The 13,979-nt window shown below is 65.5% G+C and carries 14 protein-coding genes and 1 pseudogene; 8 read left to right on the forward strand and 7 right to left on the reverse strand.

The window, feature by feature from the left end; all coding sequences use genetic code 11:
- Positions 1-186: 186 nt before the first annotated feature.
- Positions 187-624, forward strand: coding sequence for a hypothetical protein (locus tag ACWF0M_RS12435; RefSeq protein ID WP_452235726.1), 438 nt, complete (start codon positions 187-189; stop codon positions 622-624).
- 1,071 nt (positions 625-1,695) lie between these two features.
- Complete coding sequence (locus tag ACWF0M_RS12440) at positions 1,696-3,672, forward strand: heparinase II/III domain-containing protein (protein WP_452235727.1); 1,977 nt, start codon at positions 1,696-1,698, stop codon at positions 3,670-3,672.
- A 459-nt stretch (positions 3,673-4,131) separates the two neighbouring features.
- Here ACWF0M_RS12440 and ACWF0M_RS12445 read toward each other — a convergent pair whose 3' ends face one another.
- A complete protein-coding gene (locus ACWF0M_RS12445) occupies positions 4,132-4,938 on the reverse strand; it encodes a hypothetical protein (RefSeq protein ID WP_452235728.1) in 807 nt (268 codons plus the stop codon).
- Positions 4,939-5,504: 566 nt separating this feature from the next.
- Here ACWF0M_RS12445 and ACWF0M_RS12450 point away from each other — a divergent pair.
- Positions 5,505-5,681: pseudogene (locus tag ACWF0M_RS12450) on the forward strand (recombinase family protein); the annotation flags it as partial.
- 471 nt (positions 5,682-6,152) lie between these two features.
- Here ACWF0M_RS12450 and ACWF0M_RS12455 read toward each other — a convergent pair.
- A complete protein-coding gene (locus tag ACWF0M_RS12455) occupies positions 6,153-6,365 on the reverse strand; it encodes a hypothetical protein (protein WP_452235844.1) in 213 nt (70 codons plus the stop codon).
- A 151-nt stretch (positions 6,366-6,516) separates the two neighbouring features.
- Between ACWF0M_RS12455 and ACWF0M_RS12460 the strand changes: the two genes are divergently transcribed.
- Complete coding sequence (locus ACWF0M_RS12460) at positions 6,517-6,897, forward strand: hypothetical protein (RefSeq protein WP_452235729.1); 381 nt, start codon at positions 6,517-6,519, stop codon at positions 6,895-6,897.
- 577 nt (positions 6,898-7,474) lie between these two features.
- Here the strand turns inward: ACWF0M_RS12460 and ACWF0M_RS12465 are convergent.
- Both ACWF0M_RS12465 and ACWF0M_RS12470 read right to left on the reverse strand, forming a co-directional pair.
- The gene (locus ACWF0M_RS12465) at positions 7,475-8,005 is read right to left on the reverse strand and encodes a restriction endonuclease (RefSeq protein ID WP_452235730.1); all 531 of its coding nucleotides are present in this window, start codon (positions 8,003-8,005) and stop codon (positions 7,475-7,477) included.
- 3 nt (positions 8,006-8,008) lie between these two features.
- On the reverse strand, positions 8,009-8,938 hold the full coding sequence (locus ACWF0M_RS12470; RefSeq protein WP_452235731.1) for a hypothetical protein: 930 nt from the start codon (positions 8,936-8,938) through the stop codon (positions 8,009-8,011).
- Between the two features lie 226 nt (positions 8,939-9,164).
- On the opposite strand from ACWF0M_RS12470, the gene ACWF0M_RS12475 reads away from it, so the two are divergent.
- Positions 9,165-9,335 (forward strand): hypothetical protein, encoded by a 171-nt coding sequence (locus ACWF0M_RS12475; protein WP_452235732.1) that lies wholly within the window; start codon positions 9,165-9,167, stop codon positions 9,333-9,335.
- Here ACWF0M_RS12475 and ACWF0M_RS12480 read toward each other — a convergent pair.
- The 3 genes from ACWF0M_RS12480 to ACWF0M_RS12490 are packed head-to-tail and all read right to left on the reverse strand — an operon-like array spanning position 9,303 to position 11,505.
- Positions 9,303-10,229, reverse strand: a complete 927-nt coding sequence (locus ACWF0M_RS12480) for an alkylmercury lyase family protein (protein WP_452235733.1) — start codon at positions 10,227-10,229, stop codon at positions 9,303-9,305. The genes ACWF0M_RS12475 and ACWF0M_RS12480 overlap by 33 nt on opposite strands.
- Positions 10,226-10,612 (reverse strand): MerR family transcriptional regulator, encoded by a 387-nt coding sequence (locus ACWF0M_RS12485; RefSeq protein ID WP_452235734.1) that lies wholly within the window; start codon positions 10,610-10,612, stop codon positions 10,226-10,228. Before ACWF0M_RS12485 ends, ACWF0M_RS12480 begins: the two co-directional genes overlap by 4 nt.
- A 26-nt stretch (positions 10,613-10,638) precedes the next feature.
- The gene (locus ACWF0M_RS12490) at positions 10,639-11,505 is read right to left on the reverse strand and encodes a Clp protease N-terminal domain-containing protein (protein ID WP_452235735.1); all 867 of its coding nucleotides are present in this window, start codon (positions 11,503-11,505) and stop codon (positions 10,639-10,641) included.
- A gap of 117 nt (positions 11,506-11,622) precedes the next feature.
- Here ACWF0M_RS12490 and ACWF0M_RS12495 point away from each other — a divergent pair, with 117 nt between their 5' ends.
- The 3 genes from ACWF0M_RS12495 to ACWF0M_RS12505 are packed head-to-tail and all read left to right on the forward strand — an operon-like array spanning position 11,623 to position 13,943.
- Positions 11,623-11,976 carry a hypothetical protein gene (locus ACWF0M_RS12495; RefSeq protein ID WP_452235736.1) on the forward strand — a complete coding sequence of 118 codons (354 nt, stop codon included), beginning with the start codon at positions 11,623-11,625 and terminating at the stop codon, positions 11,974-11,976.
- A 46-nt stretch (positions 11,977-12,022) separates the two neighbouring features.
- Complete coding sequence (locus ACWF0M_RS12500; protein ID WP_452235737.1) at positions 12,023-12,964, forward strand: DUF4326 domain-containing protein; 942 nt, start codon at positions 12,023-12,025, stop codon at positions 12,962-12,964.
- A 46-nt stretch (positions 12,965-13,010) separates the two neighbouring features.
- Positions 13,011-13,943, forward strand: coding sequence for a hypothetical protein (locus ACWF0M_RS12505; protein WP_452235738.1), 933 nt, complete (start codon positions 13,011-13,013; stop codon positions 13,941-13,943).
- Positions 13,944-13,979 lie beyond the last annotated feature (36 nt).

Here is a 13,979-nt window from a genome sequence, read left to right on the forward strand (position 1 = left end):
GTCGCGTCCACCACGTCCTTACCAGCGAACGTGGAGGTCGGGAAGTTCAGGAACGACCGCTCGATGTGCGTCCCGTTCTTGCCCGCCCGCAGATCCACCCACGACGACAAATCCGTGCTGACGCTGGTCTGCACGAACGTATCGAAGCTCGAGTACACCGCCGTGTTGCTGTAGGTCGGGTCGACCGTGACCGGGAAGACCCGAGCCGGATCCAGGAACCAGTCCTTGTCGGGGGCGATCACGAGCGTCGCCTTCCCCGGCGACACCGCCTCGAGCGACATCGCCACCGACTCAGTGTCCGCCGGCAAGCCTGTGTGCTCGTCGGTGACCGCGTCCCACATCCGCCCCACCGGGATCCGCGACCGTACGACGTTCTTCGCGTCCACGAACTCGATCGACCCGTCGGCGTTCTGGCGCGCAGTCAGGCCCCTGGTCCGCAACGCGATCCGCCACACCGGCACCACACCATCAGCCGGCCGCTCCTTCACCACGAGGTCGGACTCGAAGCCCGACCTGCGTGCATCCAGCCTCAGATCCACACCCGGCTGCACCTCCGCGTACGTCGCCGCCGTCCCCTCGATCGTCGGTTCCGGAAGCTTCCAGGGAGCCATCCACTCCACCTGACGGCCCGTCCCCGCCGTCACGAACGCGAACACACCTCCAGCCGCAGCGTTCCGCTTCCCCAACTGCAAACCGAAGCCATGGCCGCGCGGCGCGACTGTGCCGTCAGCACTCCTCGCCAGCGTCAGGTCGATCGACTGCCACGTGCCCTTCGCGTCCTTGAATCGGACCGGCACACTGTGCGCCTCCGTCGTCATCGTTCCGTCCGGATTTGCCCACGTGGTGGACGTCTCCGAACGCATCGACTCGACCTCGACCCGCGAACCTTGCGACCGCGCAGATACGACCGCTGACACCAGGTCCGGTCGAGACGCGACCTTGGCCACCGACAGGTTCGGATCCGCAAGAGGGGCGGCTATCGCCGTGTCCTCGATCTGAAGACCTGTCGCCAGCAACGAGAACGACACCAGAACCGCAACGGCACGCGAAATCCACTGCTTCCGGGCACGCCGAGAACCAGACATGACACCCCCACCTCACGCCGGCCCCAGGAGAAAGCACAGGCGACAGACGGGTCACCAGGCTAGGCCAGCATCGGCTACATCGCCGGCATGGTTCCGGACGTTACCGAAATTGCACAAAGCTGCAAATTCGCGGCGATCCCTTGACACCCAGTCCAATCACGGACCGAGGCCACAACCTCCGACACGACCTGTCGGTCTGGGCAGCTTCGAGGGCCCAGGACCTAGGTGGTCACGATCTCGGCCGGGTCCTTGTCACGCACGGGAGCGGCCGGCGGCCAGGTCGTGCAGCAGGCCGTTGCGACATCGCACGCTCCGCCTGATGCGATGAAGCCTTCAAGGCGATGCAGCTGGCGTCACTGATGGCGTTGTAACACGGGACGTGCTTACAACGATGATGCGGGAGCCGGCCGCGCGCGGACGGCCCGATGGTTGTCAACCACAAGGTGATCGCACACCAGTGCGGTGACGGTTCCTGGCCCATCTGGCCGACCTCGCATCGATACCGCCACCGGTACTGCGGCACAGCAGGCGGCGAACTGCGGGGGACGCCGGGATGGTCGGGCCGCGGGAGCGGCATCGGCAAGGTTTCAACAGGGTGAGGAAGCGTTTCATGTCTGCAAAGTTGGTCGGCTGGATCGCTGCGGCCTCGGCTGCCGCCGTTGTGGCCACGCTGACGATCACCGGTGGGTCGTCCGCCGCCACGTCGCCCGTCCCGCCGAAAACTCGGTCGGCCGGGATTGCCGTCGCGCCGGCTCTGCCGGAGCCGAAGGTCGCCCAGTTCGCGGAGGGCCGAAGCCCCGTGATCAAGCCGACCGCAGCACCGGCCACCGATATCAAGACCTCCACCACCTCCAGCGCCGCGGCGCAGGCTGCCGGTAGCTACACGTGTCCTGGGTACAGCGGGATCGACGGCCCGAATCCGGTCGCGAACCTCCTCAAGGACACCTTCACCTGGAGCACGTTCGCGCCGTACCAGGTGGGCGACGGCAACGGCAACATCAACTGGCGGCTGAACCCGTACAACAACCCCAGCTGGTACATGTGGTTCCACTCGCTGCGCTGGCTCGGCCAGGGCATCACCGCCGCCGCCACCGGCGACACCATCGCGATGGATCGAGTCACCGCGATCGCGAAGGACTGGGTCACCGACAACCCGTACTCGTGGAAGGCCGACATCGGGGCGTGGGAGTCCACGATGCACCGGACCAACGTGCTGGTCTGTCTGCGCCAGGCCGTCTTGTCCGGGCTCGCGCAAACCACACTGCCGCCGGACTACACCTGGCTCGACCAGGCGCTGATCGACCACGCCTCGTTCCTGACCGCGAACTGGTCCGGCGCCTGGAACCACGGCACCGACGAAAGCATCGCGCTGTTCGGTGTCGGCTGCACGCTGGACCGCGCCGACTACAAACAGACCGCGCAGGACCGCCTCGCCGCAGGCATCACCACCTCGATCGACGACCAGGGAGCGACCAACGAGCAGTCGACGGGATATGCGCAGTTCAACTACGCGCTGTGGGGACGGGCCGTCACGGTTCTGCAGAACTGCGGAGTCGATCCCGGCACGACCATCACCGACAGGCGCGCGAAGCTGGCTGAGTGGCTCGCGCTCGCGACGAACTCGCTGGGCAAGCTGCACCAGATCGGCGACTCCGAGCTGATCGCCACCGGCCAATTCCCCGGAACCTCCGCCGAATACGCCGGATCCCTCGGCACCAAAGGAGTTGCCCCGCAGCAGCGCGTCGGCATCTACTCCGCGGGCTACATCTTCGGACGGACCGGCTGGGGACAAACCCGCCCATTCTCGCAAGAATCCACGTACAGCATCCGCTTCGGGCCGGCGCGCGCCCTGCACGGCCACAGCGACCACACCGGCATCACCTACACCGCCCGTGGCCGCGACATCCTCATCACCGGTGGCCACGCCGGCTACCAGAACGACGTGTGGCGGACCTGGGCCAAAGGCCAATTCTCGGCCAGCACGATGACGACACCACTCTCGGCGGAGAAGTACCCGGCCACGAAGCTGACCCGCTCAGCGACTGGTGCGACGTCGGAGTTCTACGAGTTCACCGACGTCCCAGGTGCAGGGATCAACCGCACCCGGGCCGTGCTCGTGCTGAAAGACCCCGACCTGATCATGGCGCTGGACCGCGCGACCTCGACCACGGCCCAGCAGTTCCAGACCCTGTGGCACCTACCGTCGGACCAGAACGCCACCGTCTACTCCCGCACCACCGCGCTCGCGATGAAGCCCGGCGACGTGACCCGAACAATCCTGTTCCAAGTGCCCTACAAACAGGCCCTCCCCCCCGGCGCGATCCTGATCAAACAAGGCCAGACCAACCCCATCCAGGGCTGGCACTACCCCAACATCACCACCCGCAACCCCGCCCCCACCCTGATGTTCGCCCGGTCCGGCTACACCGCCTCTATCCTCTCCTTCATCGTCCCCACCAGAGCAACCCAAGGCGTCACCTACGCCGTCCGCACATCCGGCACCACAACCATCATCGACCTGTCCCTCGGCAGCGTCCGCACATCCATCGGCATCTCCGCCGGCGGCTCCCTCTATCGCATCTCCTGACCTCAGCCGCAACTCGCCGCACGGCACTGCATTCCCGTGAGCCTGCCAGGCACGCGAATCATCTTCCTGCCCTTGGCGCTGGTACCCCCCGCCCGGCAGCGACGCGGCCTCACCATCCGCAACGCTGAGTCGTAAAAGCGCCTCCGCCGAGCAAGGGATCCGAGGACGGAAACGTCCCGGGAAGGCAACGTCGGTGGGTTGGCTGTGGCTCAGCCAACCCGCGCCGCTGAGTACCAAGAGGTTGCGCCAACAGTGGCAAGCGGTGGCCCGTCCAGACGACTCCGGACATCCGTGCAGACGACTTCGAACCCTGGTCTACGGCGGCCCGGTCGCCGAACCCGCCGACGCCGAGTGCGTCCCCGCAAACCACCGGCAACCACGGCTTCTACGGCGCCTCCTCCCTGGAACGCCTCCCCGTCGAACGAGCCCTCAGCGGCCAAAACCGAGCCTTCACCTCCATCACTTTCTGAGGTACGGGTACGGCGTGAGACGTACGCCGGTGTCCGCGGCGATGACGGCCCGGTCGCCGAGCGGCTTGCCGAGGGTGACGACCGCGGTCGATGTCTTCCCGACGTCCGCACCGCCCGGGAGTAATGGACCGTGACTGCCGCCGATGACCACCAGATCGTCGTACTCGACGACGTGGGCCCGGAGGTCGGTCTCATAGAGTCCGTGGCTGACCTCGAAACTGAGGGTCTTGCCGTCGACCCAGTCGAGAACGCCGACGCGGAGCAGACCCTGCTCGAGCCGGGCGAGACCGGGTAGCGGGTCGGGCCACTGCAGCGACTTGAGCACATCCGCGGGGGCTGCGACGGCGACAACAGGTCTCGACAGGCCTTGCACCGTGAAGGACCAAGCCGGCACGGTCGCCCGGCCATGGCTGGTCTCCACGTCGGTCGTCGTCAACGAGCCGCCGGTGATCGTGAGCGTTTCGCAGCTCGGCATCCTCTCGCACATGTCGTTCGGAGGTCCGATCGCCTCGGTCAGAGCTTGCTGAGCGTCGAGCACCTGCATCGTCTCGTTCGACCCGTCCGCGAAATCGACCCGCGTCGTACCACCTTCCGCGAACTGGACCCCGTCCGCGAAGGCAACCCGCCCGGACATCCACGAGATCTTCTGCTGCCCGGTGTCGAACCCGAGCCCCGGCGTCCGCGTCGAGTACAAGAAGACCCCGGTCACCGGCGCCGGAATCCCCGCCGCCCGCACGACCCGCGCCACCACTCCCGCGCGCTCCACAAACGCTTGTGTGGGCTCAGCTTGCGGCACCAGATCACCCTCCGGTGTCTTCCACGCCGGCCGAGGAGCCGACGTACTACTGGGAGCAGAGCCCGGCGCTGCCTCGGACCCACACCCTCCGAGAGCGAGCACCAGCACCACCCCCAACCACACCTTCCCCACCATGGGGCCGAGTATCCGCTTCCCTTCTCGGCCCCTCAAGCAGCGAGGTTCCTCAGGTGAGGTGGGCGGTAAGGGTGCGCGCGCAAGTTGTGGCTGTTGTGTAGGTGAGTAGGGGTTCTGGGTCCGAGGGAATGACGTTCTAGGTGGTGACGGCGGGGTTGGGACCAGGTAGGGATTTCGGCCAGCGCTTCGGGGTGTCGCAACAAGTTCTAGCGCGGCACATCCGCTGCTGTGCAGACGAGTACGGACATCTGTGCAAACGACTTCAAACATCGACACCTGCGCCCGGGCGATACGCTCGTCGTGCCGAGCCTCGATCGGCTGGCCAGGTCGTTGCAGGATTTGCTCAGCATCGTCGGGAACCTTCGGCGCAGCGGCGGCGGGTTCCGGTCGCTGCACAAGGCGATCGACACCACGACCCTGGCGGCCGGCTCGTGTTCCACATCTTCGCCGCGCTCGCCGAGTTCATCCGCGAGCTCATCGTGGAAGGTACGCACGAAGGCCCGGCCGCGGCCCGAGCGCGGGGCACACGGCTTGGCCGGCCGCCGGCGATGACACCAGACCAGGTGCACTCGGCCCGAACCCTTCTCGTCGAACCCGAGCACTCCGTGACCTCGATCGCCAAACTGCTCGGCGTCAGCCGCTCGACGATCTACAAGTACGTACCGGAACTCCGCACCCCCGCCATACCGAGCCCACCCGCTTCGCTCAAGCTCCTGGCTGTCACCGCCGCCGCGACGGTACGGCGAACGATCACCCTCCGTGCCCGACCTGCGGGCACAGCCCGTCCAGCAAGCACGAGCTGGCTGCACCGCGAAGGACTGTCAACTGTCTGGCTCGACACTGCGAGCGTTGCCAATCTCACGAGGCGCGGATCGTCATGTGCGGCCTGTGCAGCTCAGCCGTCATGCTCGGCGCAGCTCTGGCAACTGGCCGCGAGGAGAATGTCCCCGACCCGGTTGCATCGTGGCCAGCCGGTCGAGGGTGGACTCGACGCGGTCTCCATTGGCTGTGCGGGCGGCGCGACCGGCACGGGTAGAGCCAGCGACCAGGAGCGCCGGGGCTGGCCGACCGGTCCTCTGCTACTTCCTGCAGCACTCGACAACCTGCGCGAGGGCGGCCAACAGCGCCGCGAACAGGGCGATGGCGCCAGCCAACGTTGGCCAGATCAAGGTGATGAGAGCCAGCGTCGCGGCGATAGCCACGATGATTGCGAGAGTCCGGCGTGGGCGTTGGCGCATGAAGCGCTTGACCTTGGACCGCTGTTGCTCCAGCTGAGGATCGTTTACGCTCAAGGACAGGACCTCCAGTTCGGTTTGCGCTGCACTTCGGGGTCGAGACGGCTCCCGTTGGCGCGGGGGCCGTCTGTTTTCACAGCCAGCCGCGCCGTCTCGTAGAACAGCCTGACAGGACGCGGAAAGCGTTAGGCAACTAAAGTTGCCTGGCATGACTCGGCGTGCACTTACCCCCGATCCCCAGCCCGATCCTCCCCTCTCTGAGGCGTGGTGGGAATCACTCGAAGAATCCGATGACGCGGGTGTAGAGGCGGATCCGTCCGGCCGGATCGCGATTCGCTGGTACCTCGCTGCAGCGGGCGATAGCCTGGCGGGCTGGGCCAGGATGAACCAGGAGGACGTCTCGCTCATGTTTGCCCTGGAGAAGCTGGTGGGCATGCGTGAGCAGTTGGAGCACGAGCTCGATACGTGGATCCTCTACGGGCTCGAGAACGGGGTGTCTCTCCGGGAGATGGCGGCCGCGCTGGGCCTCACCAGGCAAGGGCTGGCAAAGCGTCTGAAGACCCGCGACGCAGCTGGCGACCAGGCCTGAACTTCTCGGTCTGCCACCGCGACACAGGCAGTGGTTCCAGCAGTTCGGACCCGTTGTTCCGCACGTTGTTCACGGCCTCCGACACCCGCGTACACGTTGAGGCTTCCGTCGACCGGCGGCGCCATGAGGCCGCGGAGCTGGTCGACGTCGTGGTTGCGGGGATCGAGCCACTCGGCCCAGCGGTTCGGGCGATCGCCATGGGCATGCGGTCGTGGAGTCCGGCCAACGCCCCCGGATCCCGACGAATACTCCGACAGGCACCAACTTCCGTGCACACGCAGGGCCGAGTCCGTCAACGTGACCATGCTCCACCAGCAGAATCGTCCTCCCCGCACACGCGGGAATCACCCGGAGCCCGGGCCAGAGCGAGTCCTTCGTTGCAGACGCGGGCGTGATCCCAGCAGCATCGGCAGGATCAACTCGCAGTGCTGACTCCCACAGACACAGGGGTGATCCAGACACCTTCTGCACCAGTGGGCGGCACGACGCCTAGCAAACGTGCTGCGTGGCAACGTTCGCGTTGTGCCATCTCGATGAGCAAGCCGGCGGGTTGTCCGCCTGCCGGGGCTTTGGACGCTCACAAAGTCAATGTGCCTCGAGACTTCAGCTCCATGTAGCGGCCGAGGAGTAAGCCCGCCAACTCCTGGGTGGTCCGAACTCGCTCGATCTCTTCGCGGGTTAGAACCAAGATGTGCACCCCATCGGACAGCGCAGTCTCGATGGCATGAAATGCGTGAGTTCCTTGACCACCTGTCAACCCGCCCGCGGCAACGAGAAGTCCGGACCGGGCGCCTTTGTCCCGCAGGCGCGTCCGGAAGTAGTCCACGTCGGCACTCCCCACCGGCCTGGCGAGGTTCTTGCACTCGATGATCAGCCCCCAGTCGAGGAAGCCGAGCTGACTCTTCAGATGGTCATTGGAAAAGCACAGGTCGACTTCCGCGCAGCCGAAGACGTCGATCTCGTCGCGCGCAAACAGGGTGAGTCCAGGCATCCGTCCGAAGAGATATGCGACAGCATCCTCCAGGGCGCGTCCCTTGGCCGTCGTCGATGACGCGACGTCGCCGTGCTGAAGGAACCCGGCAACTCTGCCGGCTGCTATGACAGCCATCCTTCAGTCGACTTTGCCGTGCACGAGTCGATTGCGTGCACGACGAAGGGTTCCCCTCAGTTCCCCCTCTGGGGAAAGGTCCTGCAACAGGCGGACTGGTGCCCGCACGATAGCCACGTCGTCGACAAGGATCGTTCGGGGATCTTTCAGATGGTCTGGGACTATGAGAAGTCCCAGATGTAGTCCCGCCCCTTGGATGAGCCTCGCCAGTTGATGGATCGCCTCGGTGCTGTCAGCTGTACGAGTCGACTTGAGTTCGAGAACGACAGGGTTCATCGGGCCGATCTCCGGTACCCAGAGACCTGCGTCTGCCCAGCTGTCGCGCGCCTCTTCTGGCAGCAAGGAAAACATCGGCGCGACCTTGAAAGGAGCCGAGGCCAGAGCCAATGCGGTTTCCCGTTCCAGGTGAGTGCCAGATTGCCACTGCGCCCAGCCGGACTGCGTGGTTTCCTGCTCACGGATCAGTTCGGGCTGCAACTCTGCAGGCGATGGTGGTAGCTGCCGCCGCTTTCCGGATCGCAGCTTCCGTAGCGGAACCTGCGATCGTACGAAGGCCCAGAGCTGAAATGCCAACGCGTCGCGGCTGAGCGGCCACGCCAACTGCGGCAGCTCACGCAGTGGTAGGGGCAGGTCGACTTCATCCACGGTGATCAGCAGTACTGGCTTGCGGGCTCCGACCAGTAGACCGATCTCATAGACGAGGATCGGAGTCAGTACCCGAGTCAGGACGAAGACACCGAAGTCTGGTCGTGCCGGGCCTGCGCCCGCGGTACGGGGCAGTGAGTCGATCGCCTCCGGACCGGTCATTCCGATCTGCAGTTCCGCCAGGATGAGCCTGACGTTTTCGGCCGCTTCCGTCGATCGGCCGTCCTCCGACTCGGCGACATAGCAGGTCCGAATCGGGACTTCGGCACGGATCGGTTCCACGGTCATGGTCAAACCAGCGTATCGAGCCCAGCCGATCTTCGCTCGAGCAAGACAGCCGCGGCCGATCGGCTCCTCCGGGGAGCGATGCAGCCATGATGGTCATGTGACCAGCTTGGAGGAGTCGCCGCCACCTGTGTCGGTGAGGTGTTGGTGTTGTGACGGGGAGTACGACGAGCGCGAATTGGTGCGGCTCGGTGCTCATCCTGAGGTTGCGATCTGTCTTCGGTGCGCGGTGGACATCAGGCAGCGCGCCGGCCAGCGCGAGGACGAGGTCCGGCCGACGCCGACAGCGAGCCTGCGGATCGGAGTACGGCGGCTGCGCGAGTGGGTGATCGCCCACGACTGGCACCACAAGCGCCTCATCGGCCCGCTACTGCACAGGATCAACCGCCATCTGCCCTGAGATGTCTTCGACCAGGAGATGCCCGAAGAGTCTGGTGGCGAGCGCTTCGGCCTGCTGCCGATCGAGGACCTCGCCCGGTACGGCCGGATGCCCGTCGACCCACGCCTGCGCCGACGAACGATCTGTGAAGAAGTTCAAATAGTCGCAACAGCAGTCCGCGGACGGTCCACCGCCGGCTTCGGCGCCGACGAACGCGACCACCTCAGCCGGTTCCCAGCTACTGCGGCGATCCCGCGTCACCACCCGGATCGGTTCGCCGGTGGTCACATCGATCGACTCGATCACGGTGTTCTCACCGAGCATCGGTGCGATGCCCAACGCGTCGATCGCGCACATCGCGTACACGTCCGCCCGATCGCCGATCCGCACCCGGTGCCGCGTCGGCACTGCGGAGAACGGGTAGGCGACGGCGATCTCACCCGTCGGCGTCAGCCGGATCGCGTCCACGTCATGCAGTGCGCGGAGTACGCCGCTCGGAACGTCATCAGGTGGCTGTCCGGTGGCGGCGAACGACCGCAGAATCCGTTGGTGCGCCGCCCGCTCGGCCGGGTCCAACGGCAGGGCACGCCGCCGCCACTCGCTGAGTACCTCGACAGGCGCGACCCTGTCCCCGAGCGCATCACGAAGTTGAGCGACCGACGGTGCAGGCACGATCCATCCGTCCTCGTCCCGGTACAGGCGGCAAGACACACCGCAGCCGCACTCCCCAGCCTCGGCAAACGGATCGACGCCGTCGACGAGCAGCGTCGGAGAGCCGGCCATCCCGTATCGCGCCGCGGCCGCGTCACTCTCGATCACCCGAGTCGTTACCGGCAGATCCGTGACCTGCGCGACGCGCTCCAGCAACGGAGCCAGGTTCGGGCAGTCCGGGACGTGCAGCACCTCCAGCCTCATCGGATCGCCGCCAGCAACGCACACCGACGATCGGCCCGCGGCAGATCGCAAGTCTCGACGAGCGCAGACAACGAGTCGTGCATCCGCTGCAGGTCCGCGATCCGGGCCGCGAGGTCATCGCGACGATGCTCAGCCAAGGCCCGCGCCGCATCACATCCGTCCGGTCCCCCACCGTCCAGGTGCAGCAACTCCTCCACCTCGTCCAGCGTGAACCCCAGCTCCTGCGCCCGCTTCACGAACCGCAGCAGGTCGACCGCAGAGACCGGATAGTCGCGGTAACCGCCGACAGTGCGCGGAGGCGCCTCCAGCAGCCCGCGCCGCTCGTAGTACCGCAGTGTCTGGGTGTTCACCCCAACCTGATCGGCCAGCTCGCTCGTACGCATACCCCCATCGTGAACCCTGTACCCAACTACGGAGTCAACCGCTGAGCTCCGACGATGTCCGATGCCAGTACGACGCACTCGCTGCAGATCCGCACGCCCGGCCCGTTCACCATCGCCCGGCCGGTGTCGCTGCAGCCACAGAACGAGCACGCCCGACCGTCCCGGTCCGGCTTCCCGGTACGGCGGCCGCGCCGGCCAGACCGTGCTGGCGGCGGAATCAGGTCGGCAAGTTCCTTCTTCACCCGGGCCAGCTCGACTCCCAGGCTGTCCAGCACCCGCCGGGCCGACGACCCGGGGTCCAAGGCGAGTACGAACAGAAGGTGCTCGGTCCGCGTCAGGTTCTGACTACGCCCGGCCGCGAACCGCCGCGCAGCCTCCAAAGCGCTGTCCGCCTCACCGTCGCCGATCAGCCGCTCGCCTCCGCTCGCGTCGCGTGCCGACAGCAGCCGTCCGGACGCCTCCGTCACCGCCTCCCGCGTGACACCGAGGCGATCCAGCACGTTCGCCGCCACCCCAACGTGCAGCAGACCAAGCAGAAGATGCTGCGTGCCGGGGACACTGTGCTCGGCATCAGCTGCGGAGCGCGCCACGTCGACACAGGCGACCAAACGCGGCGCCAAGGCAGGCAGCTCACCAGCGACCGACGTACCACCGTCCAATCGCGGCGAGAACCGCTGCCGCGCCGCCTGCTTCGAGACGCCGAGCCGCTCACCGATCTCTGTCCAGGACAGCCCCGCGGCGCGCGCGGCGCCGACATAGTGATCGACCATCACGTCGGCGATCCCACCGACCTGAGCGGCAACCGCAACCGCGGTCTCGAGCACCACCAACGGGTCCTGCGACGGCGCCTGATCGACGACCATCTCGATCAGCGCCTGAGCACTCAGTTCCATGCGACAACGTTAGGTTGTCGATTCACTCTTCGACAAGATGCTGTTGTCGCTCTACGGATGTCTGGAGGTTGGCACGGAGATGATCCCGGCTGACCATGAGATATGGACCGTGCTCCGGTGCACGAGGACTGGGAGCGGGCTCGACAGGAGTTCCACGAGCTCGTCGAACTTGCCGACGCCGCCAGCCTGCGCCGGAGGTCGAACGGCACGCGGTGGACCAACCGGCAGTTGCTGTTCCACATGTTGCTCGGGTATCTGATCATCCGCGCGCTCCTGCGGCTCGTACGGATCTTCGGGCGACTACCGGACGGCGCGAGCAGGGCATACGCCTGGATCCTCAACGCCGGCACCAAACCCTTCGACGCGATCAACAGTTGCCAATTCTCAGGTCCAAGAGCGTCAACTGACCAAATAGTCAGGCGCGACGGCCTACCGGTTGCCAGTCGAACCACCAGGCGGCACCATGACTGAGTGACAGCCAGTAGCACTGCCGGAGCAGAAGAGGATCGAACGCGCGATGATGGTTGAACTTGCCGAGATCAAGGTGGTTGATCGCCACCGAACCAATTTCGGCGATATCGATTCTCTCGCCAATTCGATGAAGGAGATTGGCCAGCTACAGCCGATTGTGGTCAACTCCGAACTACGTCTGATTGCCGGCGGGCGACGCCTCGCAGCAGCAACACAGCTCGGCTGGTCCGAGATCGAGGCAAAGGTCGTCGACGACCTGAACGGCGCAGCAGAGCTCCTTCGTGCCGAACGTGATGAGAATACCTGTCGCAAGTCCTTCACACTGACCGAGGAGCACACTCTCTACGAGGCGCTCGTAGCATTGGCCGCAGCCAACGCTGGCAACACGAGCGGTAAGCCGACCGTGTCTGGCAAGGACCGCGGTGCCATCGCGGACATCGTGAGCGGAAGTGCCGGCCGGTACAAGACGCTCGAAAAGGTCGGCGAGGTAAAGCTGATAGCCGAGGACCCATCGCGGCCCGAACGAGTGCGGCAGGCTGCCCGAGCCGCTTTGGACGAGATCGACGAGACCGGGAATGTCTCCGGTGCCCGGATGCGCGTACGACTGGTCGAACGCGCGGAAGAAATTAAGAAGCATCACGATGTTTCGACGTGGTCAACTGACGAACAGCGACTTTACAAAGCCCTGCAGGCCGGCGAGGCCGTAGTAGTGAGTATGCGCGACAATCATGCCAACCTGGTGAACTGGGCCAAGGCCAACGGTACCTTCGTTGCAGTCGACCGGAGCACCGAGTGGGGCAACCCGTTCGAGCTTCCGTACGACGGTGATCGGTCCACAGTGATCGAGAACTACGCAACCCACTATCTGCCGCACAAACCCTCGCTGTTAAGCAGGATCGCCGAGCTGCGCGGGAAGGCGCTGGGATGCTGGTGCGCCCCCGAACCCTGCCATGCCGACACCTTGAAGCGGCTGGCAGGCCAGCCATGACACTGCCCGCCGCCCAACGCCACCGCCGAACGGCCGAATGGTAGGCATGGTGATCATCGAAGATTTCGTCATGCTCGGCACCACCGTGCCGGAGCCCAACAGCGACGGACGAGTCTTCGTTTGTTCAGCAGGTGTCAGCACAGAATACGGAAGCCTGATCCGGATCTACCCACTCGCTCGGAGAAACGCTCCGCGCCGCTGGGGAGTCAGCCGCGTGCAGCTCGAACGGAACCCCGCGGACAGCCGCAAGGAGTCGTTCCGTATCGCGGGAAACCGTGACCAGAACCAGCATCAATGGATCAACTACCGCTTCGAACCTTCCGCCAAAGCCGTCTCCGAGTCAGCTCGCGCGTCTCTGCTCTCGCGCTACACGATCGGCAGCATCCAGGAAGCGAACAGGAAGCGCCTCAGCCTCGCCATCCTGCAGCCGGACGCGATCTCCGTCGACTTCGAGGAGAACAAGCAATCGGACGCCTCAGGCGCTCAACTGACCTTGTTCGACGGCGGCGAGAACGAGTCAGCATCGGGTGCCCGCCGATTCCGGTGGATGCCCCGCCTGAGGTTCCGCGACGAGTGCGGCAACCACAACCTTATGCTCCGGGACTGGGGATGCTTCGAACTGCAACGCAAACATGATGACCAGTACTTCCGTGAGAACCTGCCGGACGCTCTCCACCTGAAACCGTCGTCGTCCCTGCTGGTCGGGAACATGAACAATCAACGAACCACATGGCTCGTCATCTCCGTCCTCAACAACATCCGGGAACCCGAGACCCTCTTCGACTCCATCGGGCCAGACCCAGTAGACGTCAGCCCCGAGACGCGTAAACGGGTCTATGACCGAGACAACTGGCGCTGCTCCGTCTGCGGCTCGGACGTCGAGCGTCTGAGCCTCGCGTCGGCCCCTGCAGACGATCGCTCCGCGAGCAAGACCGGCGACTATCTCACGGTGTGCACAACCTGCCGACAGACTGCATAATTGCCACCAGCCTCCAGGTCGACGGTACGTTCTGCA

It is taken from the genome of Kribbella sp. NPDC055110 (genome assembly GCF_053607525.1).

Bases quoted from the DNA above. Each gene is read 5' to 3' on its own strand.
- ACWF0M_RS12440 (WP_452235727.1), top strand. From the start codon at position 1,696: ATGTCTGCAAAGTTGGTCGGCTGGATCGCTGCGGCCTCGGCTGCCGCC.
- ACWF0M_RS12460 (WP_452235729.1), top strand. From the start codon at position 6,517: ATGACTCGGCGTGCACTTACCCCCGATCCCCAGCCCGATCCTCCCCTC.
- ACWF0M_RS12465 (WP_452235730.1), bottom strand. From the start codon at position 8,005: ATGGCTGTCATAGCAGCCGGCAGAGTTGCCGGGTTCCTTCAGCACGGC.
- ACWF0M_RS12470 (WP_452235731.1), bottom strand. From the start codon at position 8,938: ATGACCGTGGAACCGATCCGTGCCGAAGTCCCGATTCGGACCTGCTAT.
- ACWF0M_RS12480 (WP_452235733.1), bottom strand. From the start codon at position 10,229: ATGAGGCTGGAGGTGCTGCACGTCCCGGACTGCCCGAACCTGGCTCCG.
- ACWF0M_RS12485 (WP_452235734.1), bottom strand. From the start codon at position 10,612: ATGCGTACGAGCGAGCTGGCCGATCAGGTTGGGGTGAACACCCAGACA.
- ACWF0M_RS12490 (WP_452235735.1), bottom strand. From the start codon at position 11,505: ATGGAACTGAGTGCTCAGGCGCTGATCGAGATGGTCGTCGATCAGGCG.
- ACWF0M_RS12500 (WP_452235737.1), top strand. From the start codon at position 12,023: ATGATGGTTGAACTTGCCGAGATCAAGGTGGTTGATCGCCACCGAACC.
- ACWF0M_RS12505 (WP_452235738.1), top strand. From the start codon at position 13,011: ATGGTGATCATCGAAGATTTCGTCATGCTCGGCACCACCGTGCCGGAG.